General features: G+C 68.5%; 16 protein-coding genes. 9 read left to right on the top strand and 7 right to left on the bottom strand.

Translation table 11 applies throughout. The features are described from left to right. Positions 1–210 precede the first annotated feature (210 nt). Entirely contained in the window at positions 211–372 is a 162-nt protein-coding gene (locus DK254_RS34180) for a hypothetical protein (RefSeq protein ID WP_158546432.1), read from the bottom strand. 327 nt (positions 373–699) lie between these two features. Between DK254_RS34180 and DK254_RS22390 the strand changes: the two genes are divergently transcribed. Then, the gene (locus tag DK254_RS22390; protein WP_109935533.1) at positions 700–1023 is read left to right on the top strand and encodes a hypothetical protein; all 324 of its coding nucleotides are present in this window, start codon (positions 700–702) and stop codon (positions 1021–1023) included. A gap of 184 nt (positions 1024–1207) precedes the next feature. Here the strand turns inward: DK254_RS22390 and DK254_RS22395 are convergent, their stop codons facing one another. Both DK254_RS22395 and DK254_RS22400 read right to left on the bottom strand, forming a co-directional pair. Continuing rightward, entirely contained in the window at positions 1208–2104 is an 897-nt protein-coding gene (locus DK254_RS22395) for a sigma 54-interacting transcriptional regulator (protein WP_109935534.1), read from the bottom strand. A gap of 91 nt (positions 2105–2195) precedes the next feature. Then, positions 2196–2975 carry a MetQ/NlpA family ABC transporter substrate-binding protein gene (locus DK254_RS22400; RefSeq protein ID WP_109935535.1) on the bottom strand — a complete coding sequence of 260 codons (780 nt, stop codon included), beginning with the start codon at positions 2973–2975 and terminating at the stop codon, positions 2196–2198. Between the two features lie 451 nt (positions 2976–3426). Here DK254_RS22400 and DK254_RS22405 point away from each other — a divergent pair, with 451 nt between their 5' ends. From DK254_RS22405 to DK254_RS22415, 3 genes are read left to right on the top strand one after another with little or no spacing between them, the layout of a single operon-like run. After that, positions 3427–4863, top strand: coding sequence for a cytochrome ubiquinol oxidase subunit I (locus DK254_RS22405; protein ID WP_109935536.1), 1437 nt, complete (start codon positions 3427–3429; stop codon positions 4861–4863). A 2-nt stretch (positions 4864–4865) separates the two neighbouring features. Continuing rightward, on the top strand, positions 4866–5873 hold the full coding sequence (cydB, locus tag DK254_RS22410) for a cytochrome d ubiquinol oxidase subunit II (protein ID WP_109935537.1): 1008 nt from the start codon (positions 4866–4868) through the stop codon (positions 5871–5873). 10 nt (positions 5874–5883) lie between these two features. Further along, positions 5884–6033: a DUF2474 domain-containing protein gene (locus tag DK254_RS22415; protein ID WP_109935538.1), complete on the top strand. Its 150-nt coding sequence runs from the start codon at positions 5884–5886 to the stop codon at positions 6031–6033. Positions 6034–6399: 366 nt separating this feature from the next. Here DK254_RS22415 and DK254_RS22420 read toward each other — a convergent pair whose 3' ends face one another. Then, positions 6400–7611, bottom strand: coding sequence for an MFS transporter (locus DK254_RS22420; RefSeq protein ID WP_109935539.1), 1212 nt, complete (start codon positions 7609–7611; stop codon positions 6400–6402). Positions 7612–7912: 301 nt separating this feature from the next. Here DK254_RS22420 and DK254_RS22425 point away from each other — a divergent pair, with 301 nt between their 5' ends. From DK254_RS22425 to DK254_RS22445, 5 genes are read left to right on the top strand one after another with little or no spacing between them, the layout of a single operon-like run. Beyond that, entirely contained in the window at positions 7913–10744 is a 2832-nt protein-coding gene (locus tag DK254_RS22425; RefSeq protein WP_109935540.1) for a xanthine dehydrogenase family protein molybdopterin-binding subunit, read from the top strand. Further along, the gene (locus DK254_RS22430; RefSeq protein WP_089390167.1) at positions 10737–11270 is read left to right on the top strand and encodes a (2Fe-2S)-binding protein; all 534 of its coding nucleotides are present in this window, start codon (positions 10737–10739) and stop codon (positions 11268–11270) included. The genes DK254_RS22425 and DK254_RS22430 overlap by 8 nt, the downstream gene beginning before the upstream one ends. 2 nt (positions 11271–11272) lie before the next feature. Next, positions 11273–12514: a cytochrome c gene (locus DK254_RS22435; protein ID WP_109935541.1), complete on the top strand. Its 1242-nt coding sequence runs from the start codon at positions 11273–11275 to the stop codon at positions 12512–12514. Between the two features lies 1 nt (position 12515). Then, positions 12516–13484 (top strand): XdhC family protein, encoded by a 969-nt coding sequence (locus tag DK254_RS22440; protein ID WP_109935542.1) that lies wholly within the window; start codon positions 12516–12518, stop codon positions 13482–13484. Then, positions 13481–14056, top strand: coding sequence for an NTP transferase domain-containing protein (locus tag DK254_RS22445; RefSeq protein WP_109935543.1), 576 nt, complete (start codon positions 13481–13483; stop codon positions 14054–14056). Before DK254_RS22440 ends, DK254_RS22445 begins: the two co-directional genes overlap by 4 nt. Positions 14057–14553: 497 nt before the next feature. On the opposite strand, the gene DK254_RS22450 is transcribed toward DK254_RS22445, so the two are convergent. The 3 genes from DK254_RS22450 to DK254_RS22460 form a co-directional block, all read right to left on the bottom strand. After that, complete coding sequence (locus tag DK254_RS22450) at positions 14554–14964, bottom strand: type II toxin-antitoxin system VapC family toxin (RefSeq protein ID WP_109935544.1); 411 nt, start codon at positions 14962–14964, stop codon at positions 14554–14556. Next, the gene (locus DK254_RS22455) at positions 14961–15221 is read right to left on the bottom strand and encodes an antitoxin (RefSeq protein ID WP_089390172.1); all 261 of its coding nucleotides are present in this window, start codon (positions 15219–15221) and stop codon (positions 14961–14963) included. The genes DK254_RS22450 and DK254_RS22455 overlap by 4 nt, the downstream gene beginning before the upstream one ends. 84 nt (positions 15222–15305) lie before the next feature. After that, positions 15306–16430, bottom strand: coding sequence for a class I SAM-dependent methyltransferase (locus DK254_RS22460; protein ID WP_109935817.1), 1125 nt, complete (start codon positions 16428–16430; stop codon positions 15306–15308). Positions 16431–16443 lie beyond the last annotated feature (13 nt).

Genomic DNA, 16443 nt, shown 5'->3' on the forward strand with positions numbered 1-16443 from the left:
CGTGCGGGGGCCGAGCGGAGCGGGTACTGCTTTACTTGCGGCGGGGCTTCGCGCGGCGGACTTCACGGCGTTCCGGATCGACCTGCTGCGGTACGTTCAGGAAAGCGGTGGCGGCGAAAAAGCTGGCAAGAGCGGCAAAGCTGGTCACGATAGTCTCCAAGGGCGCCGGGGAAATTGGGTCCCGACTGCCTGGTAGCCATTTTCCCTGATTCACATGACAAATTGAAGTTGATGTGCCTGATGATCGGTATTGATGTGGTCGATGAGACTGCCTTTTGCCGTTGGCGTCAGAGAAATACCTGTTTTTGACCTTTTCATCAGGATTCCCTGCTGCCGGGCATGGGGGTAGGCGAATCGTTTCACTGCGACCATTCGTCGCTTTTCGTGGACGTTCGAAGCCTGGGAGTCGCGTTTTCGTAGGTGCGCGATGCGCCTGGGAGGGCGGCGTATGCCGCTGATCGCGGACGGAGTCCGCTCCTACGGTCCGGTGAAGGTACGGCATCCCTGTAGGAGCGGACTCCGTCCGCGATTGACCGCCGGCCCTGCCGGCGGATGTCCTCCGCCATGGTCTGTAGGCAGGCCAGGGCGGTTTCATACATGGCTTGGGGTTTACTCGGAAAGATCCGACTTCGGGTCGTCGGGTGTTTGGTTAGTGTCGTCGCCGGCAACACTCCAACCCTTGATCAGGACACCCGTCGCATGAACCTCACCCGCATCTGCCTCGTTTTCGCCCTGGTGGCTCCCCTGGCCGCCTGCACCACCATGACGCCCAACCAGGCGATAGTCCCCCTGCAGGCAGCCACCGCCCAGATGATCGGCCTCGCCTCTTCCGACGAACTCGTCATCCGCGACGTCAAGGCGGGGCAACCCGATCCCCTGGGCACCCAGGAGCTTTCCTATACCGCCAGGACCACCAAGGGGCGCGTCTTCAACTGCACCTCGCGGATGATGCCCGGCCTGCTGATCAGCCCGGCGACGCTGTCCACCCCTTCCTGCACGCCGGTGGTCGCCCATTCCAACTGAGACGGTGACGGCCTGTTGGCCGGATCGTGGACGGAGTCCGCTCCTGCGCTGCCCGAGCCATGTCATTCCCCTGTAGGAGCGGGCCCTGCCCGCGATTTCGCGCGCAGGGCGCGCTCCTACAGGTGGGACAGCGGTGGCGGCGTAGGAGACTCCGTCCGCGATAGCCTCAGGTCCCGGCGCGTCCCTACGGCAGGGAGTCTTTTTCCAGTAACGCGAGCAACTGCTCGCGCACGCCGGGCTGGCGCAGCAGCCGGCGCAGGTCCGCTGGCGCGCTGTCCGGCAGGTTGAGGTGCTGCGGCTGGATTTCCTCGCCCGGGCTGACCAGCAGGGCGAAGTGGATGATGTTCTCCAGCTCGCGGATGTTGCCCGGCCAGGGGTAGGCCTCCAGCGCCGCCTGGGCTGCTTCGCCGATGTGCGGCACCGGCAGGTCCAGGCGCTGGGCGTGGATGCCGAGGAAGTATTCGGCCAGCGGCAGGATGTCGCCGATGCGCTGGCGCAGCGGCGGTAGCTCCAGGTCGCCGTCCACCAGGTATTGCCGCAGCGGTTCGAGGAACTTGCCGGCGGCCACCGCCTGGCCCAGGTCGATGCTGGTGGCCACCACCAGGCGCACGTCCACCGGGATCGGCTCGCGGGCGCCGACGCGCAGCACCTCGCGCTCCTGCAGCACGCGCAGGAGTTTCTCCTGCAACCCCAGCGGCAGGTCGGCGATCTCGTCCAGGTACAGGGTGCCGCCGTTGGCCGAGCCCAGCCAGCCGGCGCGGCTGCCCACCGGGCCGTTGTGCGCGCCGGGGGCGTAGCCGAACAGCTCGGCCTCGGCGAAGTTGCGGCTCAGCGCGCTGCAACTGACCGCGACGAACAGCCCGGGGCGCTCGCTGGCGCGGTGGATGTGCCGGGCCAGCAGTTCCTTGCCGGTGCCGGTCTCGCCGCGGATCAGCACCGGCTGCAGGCCCGGGGCCAGGCGCTCGACCTCGTCGCGCACCTGGTGCGAACGCGGGTCGAAGAACACCAGTGCCTTGGCGCGGATGCTCAGCGGGCTCTTGTCGGCGTCGGGGAAGGTCAGCAGCGGTTGGGGAGTTTTCATCGGCACGGCTCTCGAAATGAAAACGCCGGTGGCGGGCACCGGCGCGTGCGTGTGAAGACGGCGCGCCCCTTGGCTGGGGCGCGCCCATCGATCAGAAGGCGGGGATCACCGCGCCGTCGTATTTCTTCTCGATGAAGGCCTTCACTTCCGGGCTGGTCAGCGCCGCGGAGAGTTTCTTCAGGGCGTCGCTGTCCTTGTTGTCCGGGCGCGCCACCAGGTAGTTCACGTAGGGCGAGTTGCGGTCCTCGAGGATCAGGGCGTCCTTCACCGGGTTGAGCTTGGCCTCCAGGGCGTAGTTGGTGTTGATCAGGTCCAGGTCGACCTGGTCCAGCACGCGGGGCAGCAGGGCCGATTCCAGCTCCTTGAACTTCAGGTGCTTGGGGTTCTCGGCGATGTCTTTCGGGGTGGCCAGGGCGTTGCTCGGGTCCTTCAGCTTGATCACGCCGGCCTTCTGCAGCAGGAGCAGGGCGCGGCCGCTGTTGCTGCCCTCGTTGGGCAGGGCGACGGTGGCGCCGTCGGGCAGCTCGCTCAGGGACTTGTACTTCTTCGAGTAGCCGCCGAAGGGTTCGACGTGCACGCCGGTCACGGTGACCAGGTTGGTGCCCTTGCCCTTGTTGAAGTTGTCCAGGTACGGCTTGGTCTGGAAGTAGTTGGCGTCCAGGCGCTTCTCGGCCACCTGCACGTTGGGCTGCACGTAGTCGGTGAAGACCTTGATCTCCAGGTCCACGCCTTCCTTGGCCAGGGTCGGCTTGATCAGCTCGAGGATCTCGGCATGGGGGACCGGGGTGGCGGCCACCACCAGTTTCTCGTTGGCGTTGACCGAGGCGCTGAAGGCGGCGGCGAGGGCAGTCAGGAGCAGCAGTTTCTTCATGGCGATGTCCTTGTAGGGCAGCGTGCCGGCGATCAGGCCGCGGCTCGTGGCGGCGGCGCAGGGCGGCGGGGGTTGGCTCCGGCCCCTCTGCGGAGGCCGTTGGAGCGAAAGCTACCGGGATTTTTTATTCCATTAAAATATTATTTATTCATCTGCATATGACTTGTTTTCATAATGAATGACCGCTGAGACAGGCTGCCGCGCGACAGCCTGCCGCGCGGCAACCCACCACGGCGGCAAGCCGCGGCGTGCGGCGTAACATCGATACGCTTTCTTGAGCTGCATCAATGCGCGCCCTGCTAGTCTTTGCTTGGCGTACCGCCGCAGACCTCCGGTCCGCCGGCCCGAACAAGAATCCGATTCCAGGATCACTGCTGAAACCCCGGCGTCCGTGCGCCGGCGAGCTGCCCGCTGCGTGCGACGACGGGCGTCACCCTGAAGAGGAAACGTCATGTTGGGTCTCGAGGCGTTGGAACTGGCGCGTATCCAGTTCGCCTTTACCGTCTCCTTCCACATCATCTTCCCCGCCATCACCATCGGCCTGGCCAGTTACCTGGCGGTGCTCGAAGGGCTGTGGCTGAAGAGCGGCCAGGAGGTCTACCGCGACCTCTACCACTTCTGGTCGAAGATATTCGCGGTGAACTTCGGCATGGGCGTGGTCTCCGGCCTGGTGATGGCCTACCAGTTCGGCACCAACTGGAGCCACTTCTCCGCCTACGCCGGGAGCATCACCGGACCCTTGCTGACCTACGAGGTGCTCACCGCCTTCTTCCTCGAGGCCGGCTTCCTCGGCGTGATGCTGTTCGGCTGGAACCGCGTCGGCCCGGGGCTGCACTTCTTCGCCACGGTGATGGTGGCCCTGGGCACCCTGATGTCGACCTTCTGGATCCTCGCCTCCAACAGCTGGATGCAGACCCCGCAGGGCTTCGAGGTGGTCGACGGGCGGGTGATCCCGGTGGACTGGTTCGCGGTGATCTTCAACCCGTCCTTCCCCTACCGCCTGCTGCACATGAGCATCGCCGCCTTCCTCGCCACGGCCTTCTTCGTCGGCGCCTCGGCGGCCTGGCACCTGCTGCGCGGGCGCGACAACCCGGCGATCCGCAAGATGCTTTCCATGGCCATGTGGATGGCGCTGCTGGTGGCGCCCATCCAGGCCATGATCGGCGACGCCCACGGCCTGAACACCCTGGAGCACCAGCCGGCGAAGATCGCCGCCATCGAGGGCCACTGGGACAACGCCGAGGGCGGCCCGACGCCGCTGATCCTGTTCGGCTGGCCGGACATGCAGCGCGAGGAAACCCGCTTCAAGGTGGAAATCCCGGTGCTCGGCAGCCTGATCCTCAAGCACAGCCTGAGCGAGCCGATCCCGGCGCTGAAGGACTTCCCGCGCGAGGACCGGCCCAATTCCACCGTGGTCTTCTGGTCGTTCCGCATCATGGCCGGCCTGGGCATGCTGATGATCCTGGTCGGCGTCTGGAGCCTGTGGCTGCGCTGGCGTGGGGGGCTGTTCAGCAACCGCGCCTTCCTGCGCCTGGCGCTGTGGATGGGCCCCTCGGGGCTGCTGGCGATCCTCGCCGGCTGGTTCACCACCGAGGTCGGCCGCCAGCCCTGGGTGGTCTACGGGCTGATGCGCACCGCGGACGCGGTGTCCAACCACAGCACCCTGCAGATGAGCCTGACCCTGGTGATGTTCGTGCTGGTGTACTTCTCGCTGTTCGGCGTGGGCATCGGCTACATGATGCGCCTGGTGCGCAAGGGCCCGGTCACCCACGAGGGGCGCGAGCACAACGAGGGCGGCGCCGGGCGCCAGCGCACCGCGGCGCGGCCGCTGTCGGCCACCGCCGAGGGCTTCGACGACGATGACGACGACCGGGAAGGGAGGAACTGACGATGGGCATCGACCTTCCGCTGATCTGGGCGATCATCATCATCTTCGGCGTGATGATGTACGTAGTGATGGACGGCTTCGACCTGGGGATCGGCATGCTCTACCCGTTCTTCAAGGACGAGCGCGACCGCGACGTGATGATGAACACGGTGGCGCCAGTGTGGGACGGCAACGAGACCTGGCTGGTGCTCGGCGGCGCAGCGCTGTTCGGCGCCTTCCCTATGGCCTACTCGGTGGTGCTCTCGGCGCTGTACCTGCCGCTGGTGCTGATGCTGGTGGGGCTGATCTTCCGCGGCGTGGCCTTCGAGTTCCGCTTCAAGGCCAAGGCGCACAAGCGGCACATCTGGGACAAGGCCTTCATCGGCGGCTCGCTGGCGGCGACCTTCTTCCAGGGCGTGGCCCTGGGCGCCTTCATCGAGGGCCTGCCGGTGGTCGACGGCCAGTACGCCGGCGGCTCGCTGGACTGGCTGGCGCCCTTCCCGCTGTTCTGCGGCCTGGCGCTGATCGTCGCCTACAGCCTGCTCGGCTGCACCTGGCTGATCATGAAGACCGAGGGCAAGCTGCAGGAGCGCATGCACGACCTAGCGCGCCCGCTGGCGCTGGTGCTGCTGGCGGTGATCGGCATCGTCAGCCTGTGGACGCCGCTGGCCCACCCGGCCATCGCCCAGCGCTGGTTCAGCCTGCCCAACCTGTTCTGGTTCCTGCCGGTGCCGCTGCTGGTGCTGGTGAGCTTCTACGCCCTGCTGCGCTCGGTGGCGCGCAACGACAACGCGCTGCCCTTCGTGCTCACCCTGGTGCTGATCTTCCTCGGCTACAGCGGCCTGGGCATCAGCCTGTGGCCGAACATCATCCCGCCGGGGGTGAGCATCCAGGCTGCCTCGGCGCCGCCGCAGAGCCAGGGCTTCATGCTGGTGGGCGCGCTGTTCATCATCCCCTTCATCCTCGGCTACACCGCCTGGAGCTACTACGTGTTCCGCGGCAAGGTGAAGCACGGCGATGGCTACCACTGAGGGCCGCGGCATGACACCGGACGAACAGGGCAAGGCGCCGCTGCGCAAGCGGCTGGGCTGGCTGGTGCTGATCTGGGCGGCCAGCGTCGCCGCCCTGGGCGTGGCGGCCTGGCTGATGCGCCTGCTGATGAATGCGGCGGGGTTGGGGACGCCGCACTGAGACTCCCATCTGGGCGCCTTCGGGGGCCTGTAGCCCCTGCTTTGGCGGGGGCTTTTGGGTTTTTCGTAGGAGCGAGCTTGCTCGCGAATGGCGTTTCCCTGTCGCTACAGCGCCTGGGGCTGATTCCGCTCCCTCTCCCTAACCCTCTCCCTGAAGGGAGAGGGGACCGTTGGGCAGAGTCGGGCGTTCTGGAGTTAGCCGGCAGGCATGGTGTTCCCGGCGGAAACCAGATCGTTCTCGGCACGGACAAGCCCCCTCTCCCTTCAGGGAGAGGGCTGGGGAGAGGGTGCTCTGCAACCCAGAGCGCAAAGTCGCCGGGAAACGCTGTTCGCGAGCAAGCTCGCTCCTACGAGAAGCGGCGAAGCCTCAATGCAGCTTGTCGCGCTGCGCCAACGTCGGAAACAGCCTCATCCACGCCCCAGTAACAACCAGCGTCCCCACGCCACCAATAACCACCGCCGGCACCGTGCCGAACCAGTGCGCCGTCAGCCCCGACTCGAACTCGCCGAGCTGGTTGCTGGCGCCGATGAACAGGCCGTTCACCGCGCTGACGCGGCCGCGCATCTCGTCCGGGGTTTCCAGCTGCACGAAGGCGCCGCGGATCACCATGCTGATCATGTCCGCCGCGCCCAGCACCACCAGCACGCCCAGGGACAGCCAGAAGGAGGTGGACAGGCCGAAGGCGATGGTCGCCACGCCGAAGATGCCCACCGCCAGGAACATGATGCGCCCGACGTTGCGCTCGATGGGGAAGCGCGCCAGCCAGAACGACATCAGCAGCGCGCCCAGCGCCGGTGCCGAACGCAGCAGGCCCAGGCCCCAGGGGCCGGTGAGCAGGATGTCCTTGGCGAACACCGGCAGCAGCGCGGTGGCGCCGCCCAGCAGCACGGCGAACAGGTCCAGGGAAATGGCGCCGAAGATGTCCGGGCGGCTGCGGATGAAGTGGATGCCGGCCATCAGCGACTGCAGGCTGGCCTTGCCCTGGATGCCGTTCTGCCGGCGCACCTGCAGGCTCAGCGACAGCGCGCAGGCCATGAAGTAGAGCAGCGTGGTCGGCGCGTACACCCAGAAGGCGCCGAAGGCGTAGAGCAGGCCGCCCAGGGCCGGCGCGGCGATGGTCGCCGCCTGCATGGCCGAGGCCGAGGCGGCCACCGCGCGGGGGAAGAGGGCGGTGGGCACTAGGTTCGGCAGCAGCGCCTGGGTGGTCGGCATCTCGAAGGAGCGCGCGCTGCCGAGCAGGAAGGCCAGCACGAAGATCATCTCGCGGGTCACGCTGCCGGTGCTGGCGCCCAGCACCAGGGCCAGCGCCACCAGGCCCTGGGCCACCTGGCGCAGCGCGGCGACCTTGCGCCGGTCGTAGCGGTCGGCGACGTGCCCGGTGTGCAGCATGAACAGCACCCGTGGGAGGAACTCCACCAGGCCCACCAGGCCGAGGTCGAGCACGTTGTGGGTCAGCTCGTACATGTGCCAGCCGATGGCCACGGTGAGCATCTGGAAACCGCTGGCGGTGCACACGCGGGCGAGCCAGAAGGCGAGGAAGGGACGGTGGCGGAGCAGCGAGGTGGCTTCGGCGGACATGGTGCGCGGACGACTGGTTAGGGAGCTAAGCAAAGGCCGGTGAGCGTAGCACGCCGTAACAAATTCGGTAGGCATTTTCCTTCAGACGAGTGGACGGCGCCGACGCATTCGGTTCGCTGACCGCCCTGCTTAACTTTTGCCTGAGGCGTGCGATTTGGGTAAAGTTGACGTATCGGTCAGGATTTTCCGTAGGACGATGCGGCTCGCAATGCCGTCGTCGCGCCGTTCCATGCCTCGGTTCCGCCGGTTCCAGAACTCCATAACGACATGGGCGGGTAGTGCACCGCCCAGAGGATGATCCATGTCCAACCGTGATATCTCCCGGCGCGCCTTCCTCCAGGGCGGTCTGATCGCCGGCGTGAGCGTCACCCTGGCGCCGCTGGGCAGCCGGGCCTTCGCTGCCTTGATGGAGAAGAGCGTGACGGTGCCGGCCGAGCAGTGGCTCGGCCACGACGGCAAGGTGCGCTTCCGCAACGACGCCATTTCCAAGGTCTGCGGCAACAAGGTGTTCGCCCGCGACATCCGCGCCAGGGACATGCCCGGCTGGCCGCAGCAGCAGGGCCACGCCATGCTGCTGAAGACGCTCAAGGCCGACCGCCTCTACGAAGGCTACGACCTCGCCTGGCTGGGCGACGACCTGCAGCCGGACCGCATCGTCACCGCCGACGACCTGGCGAAGGACGGCATCGCCTTCCCCGAGGCCCACGGGCCGGACCCGCTGCTGCCCACCGGCAAGGTGCCGATGTTCATCGGCCACCCGGTGGCGATCCTCATCTGGCACGACTTCGAGCGCTTCCGCCGAGCCAAGCTCAAGCTGAAGTTCAACGACAAGGCCATCCGCTACGGCGCCCAGGCGCCGCTGTACCAGGGCGACCCCTACGGCAGCTTCCGCTACGTGCGGGTGGGCGGGAAGACCTCGGCCGACGAGGACGAGTTCTCCAGCCTCAAGGCCTCGATCCTGTTCCCGCTGATCCGCAACCGCAAGCCGGTGTGGGACCAGCAGCCCAGCCAGCACGGCAACCTCACCGAGCAGGGCCTGTTCTACGCGCAGAAGATCAAGGACCAGGTCGACAACCCGCCGGCCGACTGGCTGGTCTTCGACGAGCGCTACAGGACGCCGTCCATCGAGCCCGCGGCCCTGGAGCCGGACAACGGCAACGGCTGGTACGACCCGGCCAGCAAGACCCTGCACTTCGTGGTCGCCACCCAGTGCCCGTTCGAGGCCGCCTACGAGACGGTGCACATGATCGCGCCGTCGCGCTTCGGCCTGGCCACGCTGAACATCCACCCCGGCTACACCGTCGGCTACGGCTCCAAGGACCACAACATCTTCGTCTTCTACGCGGCCCTGGCGGCGCTGTACGGCGAAGGCGTGCCGGTGCGCCTGGCCAACGACCGCTACGAGCAGTTCCAGAGCGGCATCAAGCGCCACGCCTTCGACATCCGCTACCAACTGGCGGTGGACAAGAAGGACCTGGGCTTCCGCATCTTCCGCGCCGAGATGAGCCTGGACGGCGGCGGCCGCGCCAACTACAGCGCCTCGGTGGCCGCGGTGGGCGCCACCGCCGCGCAGTCCATCTACTACATGCCGCAGAGCGACCTGCAGGCCACCGCCTACCATTCGCGCGGCGTCGAGGCCGGCTCCATGCGCGGCTATGGCACCCTGCAGAGCATGGCCTCCACCGAGATGATGGTGGACGAGATCGCCGGGCGCCTGGGCGTCGACCCCATCGAGCTGCGCCGGCGCAACGCCCTGGTCTCGGGCATGAAGAACACCCAGGGCGCAGTGCCCGCCGGCGCCCTGCGCCTGCACGAGATCCTCGACAAGGCCGCCGCCCACGAGGTGTGGAAGAACCGCGCCGAGCGCAAGAAGCAGTTCGACGCGCAGGACCCGGACAACTGGTACGGCGTCGGCTTCGCCATCTGCCAGAAGGACTTCGGCACCGGCTCCGAGGCGCCCATGGCCAGCCTGGAGTTCGACGCCGAGGGGCGCATCCAGTTGCGCCACATCGGCATCGAGATCGGCACCGGCATGTCCACCTCCCAGGCCCTGGTCGCCGCCGACTTCCTCGGCCGCCCGGCGGACGAAGTGAAGACCGCCGAGACGCAGTGGCCGGAGCTGCAGCTGGTCAGCGGCGAAGACCCCTACACCATGAGCCAGGCCGCCCAGGACGAGAAGCTGCGTAACCCGCGCTGGGTGGGCAAGTACGCCTCGGCGTCCTCGGCCACCAACTCGGCCTACTACTTCAGCCACGCTACCCGCGAGGCGGCGCGCGTGCTGTTCAACCACGGCCTGTGGCCGGCGGCCCTGGAAATCTGGCGCCAGGGCCCGTTCGGCGGCCAGGCCAACCCCTATGTGGTGCGCCGCGAAGACGCCCACTGGGTGAACGGCGAACTCACCGCCAACGGCATGCAGCCGCTGCCCTTCGCCGTGCTGGCCAAGCGCGCCCACGAGCGCGGCCTGGTCACCGGCGCCACGGTGCACGCCTTCAACCGCTGGAGCTGGGCCGAATGCGAGTTCAGCATCGATGGCGTCAGCGAGCGCCTGCCGCTGGACGGCTTGGCGGTGAAGTACGGCGACGGCGCGCCCCAGGCGAAGAAGGCGCAGATGACCAGCGCCGGCTTCCACCTGCTGGAGCGCAGCAACGTGAACTACCCGCCGGTGCAGCTGAACAACGCCGCGGTCACCTACTACAGCCCGGTGGCCACCCTGGTGGAGCTGAAGGTCAACAAGGGCAGCCACGAGGTGCAGGTGCTCAACCACCACTCCTGGGTCGAGTGCGGCCGGGTGCTGGTGCCGGAACTGGTCAAGGGCCAGATCGAGGGCGGCACCGCCATGGGCCTGGGCCACGCGCTGCTGGAGGAAATGCCGCTGCACGAGGGCGGCCCGGCCGAGGGCGACTGGAACTTCAACCGCTACCGCCTGCCGCGCGCCAAGGACGTGGCGGTGTGGCAGCAGACCTCGGAAATCCTCCCGCCGCTGTCGCCCAGCGACCCGTCCAAGGGCATCGCCGAAGTGGTGATGATCCCCATCGCCGGCGCCGTGGGCAACGCCATCGCCCACGCCATCGGCAAGCGCGTCCGCGACCTGCCCGCCACCCCCGCCCGCATCAAGGAGGCCCTCGATGGCTAAGCTCCAGCTGACCCTCAACGGTCAAGGCGTCGGCCCGGTAGAGGTCCCCGAAGACCTGCCGATGATCGACTACCTGCACGAATACCAGAACCTCACCGGCTCGCGCCTGGGCTGCGGCCAGGGCATCTGCCACGCCTGCGTGGTGATCGTCGACAACCCCGACGGCACCAGCGAGGAAGTGCGCACCTGCATCACCGGCGCCAACTGGTTCGACGGCAAGCAGGTGCGCACCATCGAAGGCCACGCCAAGCGCGACGCGCAGGGCCAGGTGAGCGAACTCAACCCGATCCAGCAGAAATTCGTCGAGCGCTTCGCCTTCCAGTGCAGCTACTGCGCGCCGGGCTTCGTCAACGCCGCCACCGTGCTGGTGGAAAAGGCCCAGCGCCAGCCGCTGAAGAAGAGCGAGCTGGAGTCGGTGATCGAGGCCAGCCTGGGCCACCACATCTGCCGCTGCACCGGCTACGTGCGCTACTACAACGCTACCGCGGAGGTCCTCGCCGACCTCGGCCTGGTCAAGGAGGGCTGAGCATGGCTCGATCGCTAACCGGCCTGCTGCTGGCCGCCGGGCTGGGCCTGGCCGCCGGCGCCCAGGCCGCCGATGCCGACCTGGTCAAGCGCGGCGAATACCTGGCCCGCGCCGCCGACTGCATGGCCTGCCACACCGCGGCGGGCGGCGCGCCCTTCGCCGGTGGCCTGCCGATCGCCTCGCCGTTCGGCACCATCTACGGCAGCAACATCACCCCGGACAAGGAATACGGCATCGGCAACTACAGCGCCGACGACTTCTTCGCCGCCCTCACCGAGGGCAAGCGCAAGGACGGCGCCAACCTCTACCCGGCGATGCCCTACACCTCGTACCACCTGATCCGGCGCGAGGACGCCGATGCCATCCACGCCTACCTGATGACCGTCGAGCCCGTGCACCGCGCCGCGCCCGAGACCGCGCTGAGCTTCCCGTTCAACGTGCGCGCGGGGCTGTCCGGCTGGAACCTGCTGTACGGCAAGAGCGTCCAGCTGCAGAGCGCCGAGGGCCGGAGCGAGCCCTGGCAGCGCGGCCAGTACCTGGTGGAAGTGCTCGGCCACTGCGGCGAGTGCCACACCCCGCGCAACGCCATCGGCGCGCTGCAGCAGGACAAGCGCCTGTCCGGCGCCCTGCTCAACGGCTACCTGGCGCCCAGCCTGCTGCCCGGGGACCTGGCCGCGCGCGGCTGGAACCACGCCGACCTGTCGGCCTTCCTCGAACACGGCATGAGCGCCCAGGGCAGCATGTTCAACGAGATGTTCCCGGTGCTGCACCACAGCACCCAGCACCTGGACAGCGGCGACCTGCAGGCCATGGCCAGCTACCTGCTGGGCGACCAGCCGCCGGCGGCCAAGGTGGTGCAGGCGGTGGCTTATCCACAGCTCTCCGCCAGCGCCAAGCGCGGCCGCCAGCAGTACCTGAACGTCTGCGCCGGCTGCCACGGCACCGAGGGCGAGGGCAAGCCGCACATCGCCGTGGCCATGCAGGGCAACACCACCCTGCGCCTGGCCGACTCGCGCAACCTGCTGCGGGTGATAGTCGACGGCATCGGCGAACAGCAGTTCGGCGGCTACGAGCGCATGCAGCCGATGCCCGGCTTCGCGGATAAACTGGATGACGCGCAACTCACCGATCTGCTCAACTACCTGCGCCAGAGCTGGGGCGGCCTGCCCGGCGACCTCGACGCCCAGGCGGTCGCGCGACTGAAGTCCGATGGCGTGCCGGCCCATGCCGGCAAGGCGATGTGAAGTGCAACATCTCGATCTGCAAGTGGTTCGCCAGGCGCTGCGCTGGTCCGGCGAGGGCCAGCGCGTCTGGCTCTGCACCGTGCTCTTCACCTACGGCTCGGCGCCCCGCGCGCCGGGCTCGCTGCTGGCGGTGAACCCGCGCGGGCAATGGGTGGGCTCGCTGTCCGGCGGCTGCGTCGAGGATGACTTCCTCGAACGCGTGGCCAACGGCGAGTTCGCCGAGCCGGTGAAGGTGGTGCGCTACGGCGAGGGCGACGCGCGCAGCAACATCCGCCTGCCCTGCGGCGGCATCCTCGACGTGCTGGTGGAGAACCTGGCGTCGGACTGCGAGGTGCAGGCGCACCTGCGCGAGCTGGAGGCGGCGCTGCTCGGCCAGCGCCGCCTGCTGCGCCGGGTGGACCTGGCCAGCGGCGCGCGCCGCCTGAACGACGACCATGAGCATGGCCCTCGGGTGGAGCGCGACGAAGGCTCGGTGCAACTGCGCGTCGGCGCCGCCCAGCGCCTGCTGCTGGCCGGCTATTCCAGCGTGGCCCATGCCTGCGCCGAGTTCGGCAAGGGCCTGGGCTTCGAAGTGATCCTCTGCGATCCGCGCGACGAGGCGCTGGATGGCGTGGAGCTGGACGGCATCGAGGTCCGCCGCGAACTGCCGTCGATCTTCATCGCCAACGGCGGCTGCCACGCCGACACGGCGGTGGTGGCGCTGACCCACGACCCGAAGATCGACGACCTGGCGATGCTCGAAGCGGTGCGCACCGAGGCCTTCTACATCGGCGTGATGGGCTCGCGCACCACCTCGGCCCGGCGCAGGGAGCGCCTGCAGCGCGTCGGCGGCCTGGGCGAGCGCGAACTGGCGCGCATCCACGCGCCCATCGGCCTCAACCTGGGCAGCAAGACGCCGGCGGAAATCGCCCTGGCGGTGCTCGCCGACATCCTCCGCACCCGCAGCGGCATCGCCCGCGAGAGCCTGTGAGCACCGTCGCCCTGCTGCTGGCCGCCGGCTGCGGCCACCGCTTCGGCGCCGACAAGCGCCAGGCGCGCCTGGCCGACGGCCGCGGCCTGCTGGCGGCGAGCCTGGCCAATGCCCGCGAGGCGTTCGACGAAGTGCTGGTGGTGCTGCGCCCGGAAGACGACGCGGCCGCGCTCGGCGTGCCTGTGGATATCGCCACCGTGCGCTGCGCGGAAGCGGCGGCCGGCATGGGCCACAGCCTGGCCGCCGGCGTCGCCGCGCTGGCTGAGGTCACGGCCGACAGCGTCGCCATCCTGCTCGCCGACATGCCCTGGATAGCGCCGCAGACCTTGCGGCGCCTGGCTGCCGAGGCCGACGAGCGACGTATCGTCTTCCCCCTGTACGAAGGCCAGCGCGGCCACCCGGTCTTCTTCGGCCGAACCTTCTGGCCAGCCCTGCGCGCCCTGTACGGCGACGAAGGCGCCCGCACGGTGCTGCAGGCCCACCGCGAGGCCTGGCACCCCGTGGAAGTGGACGACCCGGGCGTGCTGCGCGACGTGGACACCCCCGCAGCCCTGAACGACGCCCGACTGTAGGGCGCATAACGCCACAGGCGTTATCCGCCGTCGTTGGCAGGCCTTGGCGCATTGGCCAACGGCGGATAACCGCGAACGGTTATTCGCCCTACGCCCAGGGTAGGCATGGCGTAGGGACCGCCGGAGCCTGCGGCTATCGCGGACGGAGTCCGCTCCTACAGGTTGGCTCCAAACCTCCCGGCGCTGCCGAACAGCTCCCTCTCCCGCTTGCGGGAGAGGGTTGGGGAGAGGGCGCGGAATCAACCCGACGCACAGTCGCCGCCGGGGAGCTCCGTTCGCGAGCAAGCTCGCTCCTACACCGGAATGGCGGAGCGGATCTCATCCGCGAATCGCGCTGATACGTCCGGCTATCGCGGACAAGGTCCTACGGAGAGGAATACCGTGCTTCCCGCTAACTTGTAGGAGCGGGCCCTGCCCGCGATTCGCGCGCAGGGCGCGCTCCTACAGGGGAGCAGTGTGGCTGGGGCCGCGTAGGAGCGGACTCCGTCCGCGATGCCCTACTCGGCTGCCCAATCCTCCAGGCGCAGCCCGTCGATGCGTTCGAGCTCGCGGGTGTTGTGCGTCACCAGGGTCGCCTCCAGTGCCAGGGCGTGGCAGGCGATCCACAGGCCGTTGGCGCCGATCGGCGTGCCGGCCAGCTTGAGGCGGGTGAATTGCGCCGCGTAGTGCTCGCACAGGCGCGGGGTGCCGTCGTAGACCACCGGCACCTGGCGCGTCAGGCGCTCCAGCTGGCGCAGGACCTCGCCGCGCCGGGTGCTGCGCTCGGCGCCCTTGAGCAGCTCGGCGTAGGTGATGAAGGACATGCATAGCCCGGCGTCGGCGGGCAGGGCGTTGACCCGTCGGGCCACGGATTCCGGGCGGTTCTTCAGCAGGTAGATGAGGATGTTGGTGTCGAGCAGGTATTTCACAGCTCTTCACGCTCCTGCACCGGCGGCTGCTCGCGCTGGCCTTCCTCCAGGGCCTCGACGAAGTCCTCATCGAAGCCGGCGAGCGCCTGCAGCAGGGCCTCGCCGCGGTCCTCGGGCAGCGGGTGGATGACCAGGTCGCCGTTGGGCTGGCGGTGGATCTCCACGCGGCTGGCATCCAGGCGGAACTCCTGGGGGATGCGCACCGCCTGGCTGTTGCCATTCATGAAGACGCGGCTGGGAAGCGTCGATGTGGACATGCAATGGGCCTCCCTGTGTAACGTGTGTACAGGTATGTGTGTATCTTGCGCCCGCCAGTCACTGCAAGGCAATGTCCGCCCGTCTCACTTGCTGGCCTTGAGCACCACGAACTTCGGGTTCGCCGCCACCTGCTCGACGCCGCGGAACAGGCGCTTGAGCTTGGCGTGGTAGCCCAGGTGGCGGTTGCCGACTATCCACAGCTGGCCGCCGGCGACCAGGGCGTGGCGGGCTTGCTGGAACATGCGCCAGGCGAGGAAGTCGCCGACCACCTGCTGCTGGTGGAAGGGCGGGTTGCACAGCACCAGGTCCAGCGAGTTTTCCGGCTGCCCGGCCAGGCCGTCGGCGGCGTGGAACTCCGCTTCGCGCTCGCCCAGGGCGGCGCGCCAGTTCTCGCGGGCCGACTGCACGGCCATGAAGGACTCGTCCACCAGGGTGTAGCGGGCCTCCGGGTTGGCCAGGGCGCTGGCGATGGCGAGCACGCCGTTGCCGCAGCCCAGGTCCGCCACCCGTGCCCGGCCCAGGCCCCGCGGCAGGTGCGGGAGGAAGGCGCGGGTGCCGATGTCCAGGCCTTCGCGGCAGAACACGTTGGCGTGGTTGAGCAGTTCCAGCTTCGGCTGGTCCAGGGTGTAGCGGGTGGGGTAGGGCGAGGCGGCCGGCGCTTTGTCCACAGGCGTGGCGAACAGCAGCCGGGCCTTCTTCTCCGCCAGCGAGGCCTGCACCGGGCCGACGTATTTCTCCAGCAGGTCGCCGGCGGCGCGCGGCAGGTGCTTGACCATGGCCCCGGCGATCACCCGGGCGCCCGGCGCCAGGCGGCCGTGCAGGCGGATCAGCTGTTCCTCCAGCAGGGCGAGGGTCTTGGGCACCCGCAGCAGCACCAGGTCGAAGGGCCCGGCCGGGGTTTCGCTGGCCGGGACGAAGTCCACGGCGTCTTCCGCCAGGCCGTTGCGCGCCAGGTTCTTGCCCAGGGCCAGGGCGGCGAGGAAGGAGTCGCCGCTGCTGGTCACCCGCGCATGGCCGGCCAGGCCCGCGGCCAGGGCGCCGAAGGCGTCGTTGAGCACCAGCACCCGGCAGCCTGCGGCCAGGCCGTCGGCGGCCACCTGGCGCAGCAGGTATTCGTCGGCGGCGTCGAAGGCCTGCAGCGGGTCGTTGCGTTGCTCCGGCTGGCGGATCAGGTCGAGTTCGGCGAAGGGCGTCTGGAAGGTCGGCATGGGCATCGTTTTT

This window comes from Pseudomonas sp. RW407, from assembly GCF_003176655.1.
Taxonomy (GTDB): Bacteria; Pseudomonadota; Gammaproteobacteria; order Pseudomonadales; family Pseudomonadaceae; genus Pseudomonas; species Pseudomonas delhiensis.

Excerpts from the sequence above, each read along its gene's own strand:
- DK254_RS22395 (WP_109935534.1), bottom strand. The coding sequence starts at position 2,104 with ATGAAAACTCCCCAACCGCTGCTGACCTTCCCCGACGCCGACAAGAGC.
- DK254_RS22405 (WP_109935536.1), top strand. The coding sequence starts at position 3,427 with ATGTTGGGTCTCGAGGCGTTGGAACTGGCGCGTATCCAGTTCGCCTTT.
- DK254_RS22400 (WP_109935535.1), bottom strand. The coding sequence starts at position 2,975 with ATGAAGAAACTGCTGCTCCTGACTGCCCTCGCCGCCGCCTTCAGCGCC.
- DK254_RS22460 (WP_109935817.1), bottom strand. The coding sequence starts at position 16,430 with ATGCCGACCTTCCAGACGCCCTTCGCCGAACTCGACCTGATCCGCCAG.
- DK254_RS22415 (WP_109935538.1), top strand. The coding sequence starts at position 5,884 with ATGACACCGGACGAACAGGGCAAGGCGCCGCTGCGCAAGCGGCTGGGC.
- DK254_RS22455 (WP_089390172.1), bottom strand. The coding sequence starts at position 15,221 with ATGTCCACATCGACGCTTCCCAGCCGCGTCTTCATGAATGGCAACAGC.
- DK254_RS22390 (WP_109935533.1), top strand. The coding sequence starts at position 700 with ATGAACCTCACCCGCATCTGCCTCGTTTTCGCCCTGGTGGCTCCCCTG.
- DK254_RS22435 (WP_109935541.1), top strand. The coding sequence starts at position 11,273 with ATGGCTCGATCGCTAACCGGCCTGCTGCTGGCCGCCGGGCTGGGCCTG.
- DK254_RS22430 (WP_089390167.1), top strand. The coding sequence starts at position 10,737 with ATGGCTAAGCTCCAGCTGACCCTCAACGGTCAAGGCGTCGGCCCGGTA.
- DK254_RS22425 (WP_109935540.1), top strand. The coding sequence starts at position 7,913 with ATGTCCAACCGTGATATCTCCCGGCGCGCCTTCCTCCAGGGCGGTCTG.
- DK254_RS22420 (WP_109935539.1), bottom strand. The coding sequence starts at position 7,611 with ATGTCCGCCGAAGCCACCTCGCTGCTCCGCCACCGTCCCTTCCTCGCC.
- cydB (WP_109935537.1), top strand. The coding sequence starts at position 4,866 with ATGGGCATCGACCTTCCGCTGATCTGGGCGATCATCATCATCTTCGGC.
- DK254_RS34180 (WP_158546432.1), bottom strand. The coding sequence starts at position 372 with ATGGTCGCAGTGAAACGATTCGCCTACCCCCATGCCCGGCAGCAGGGA.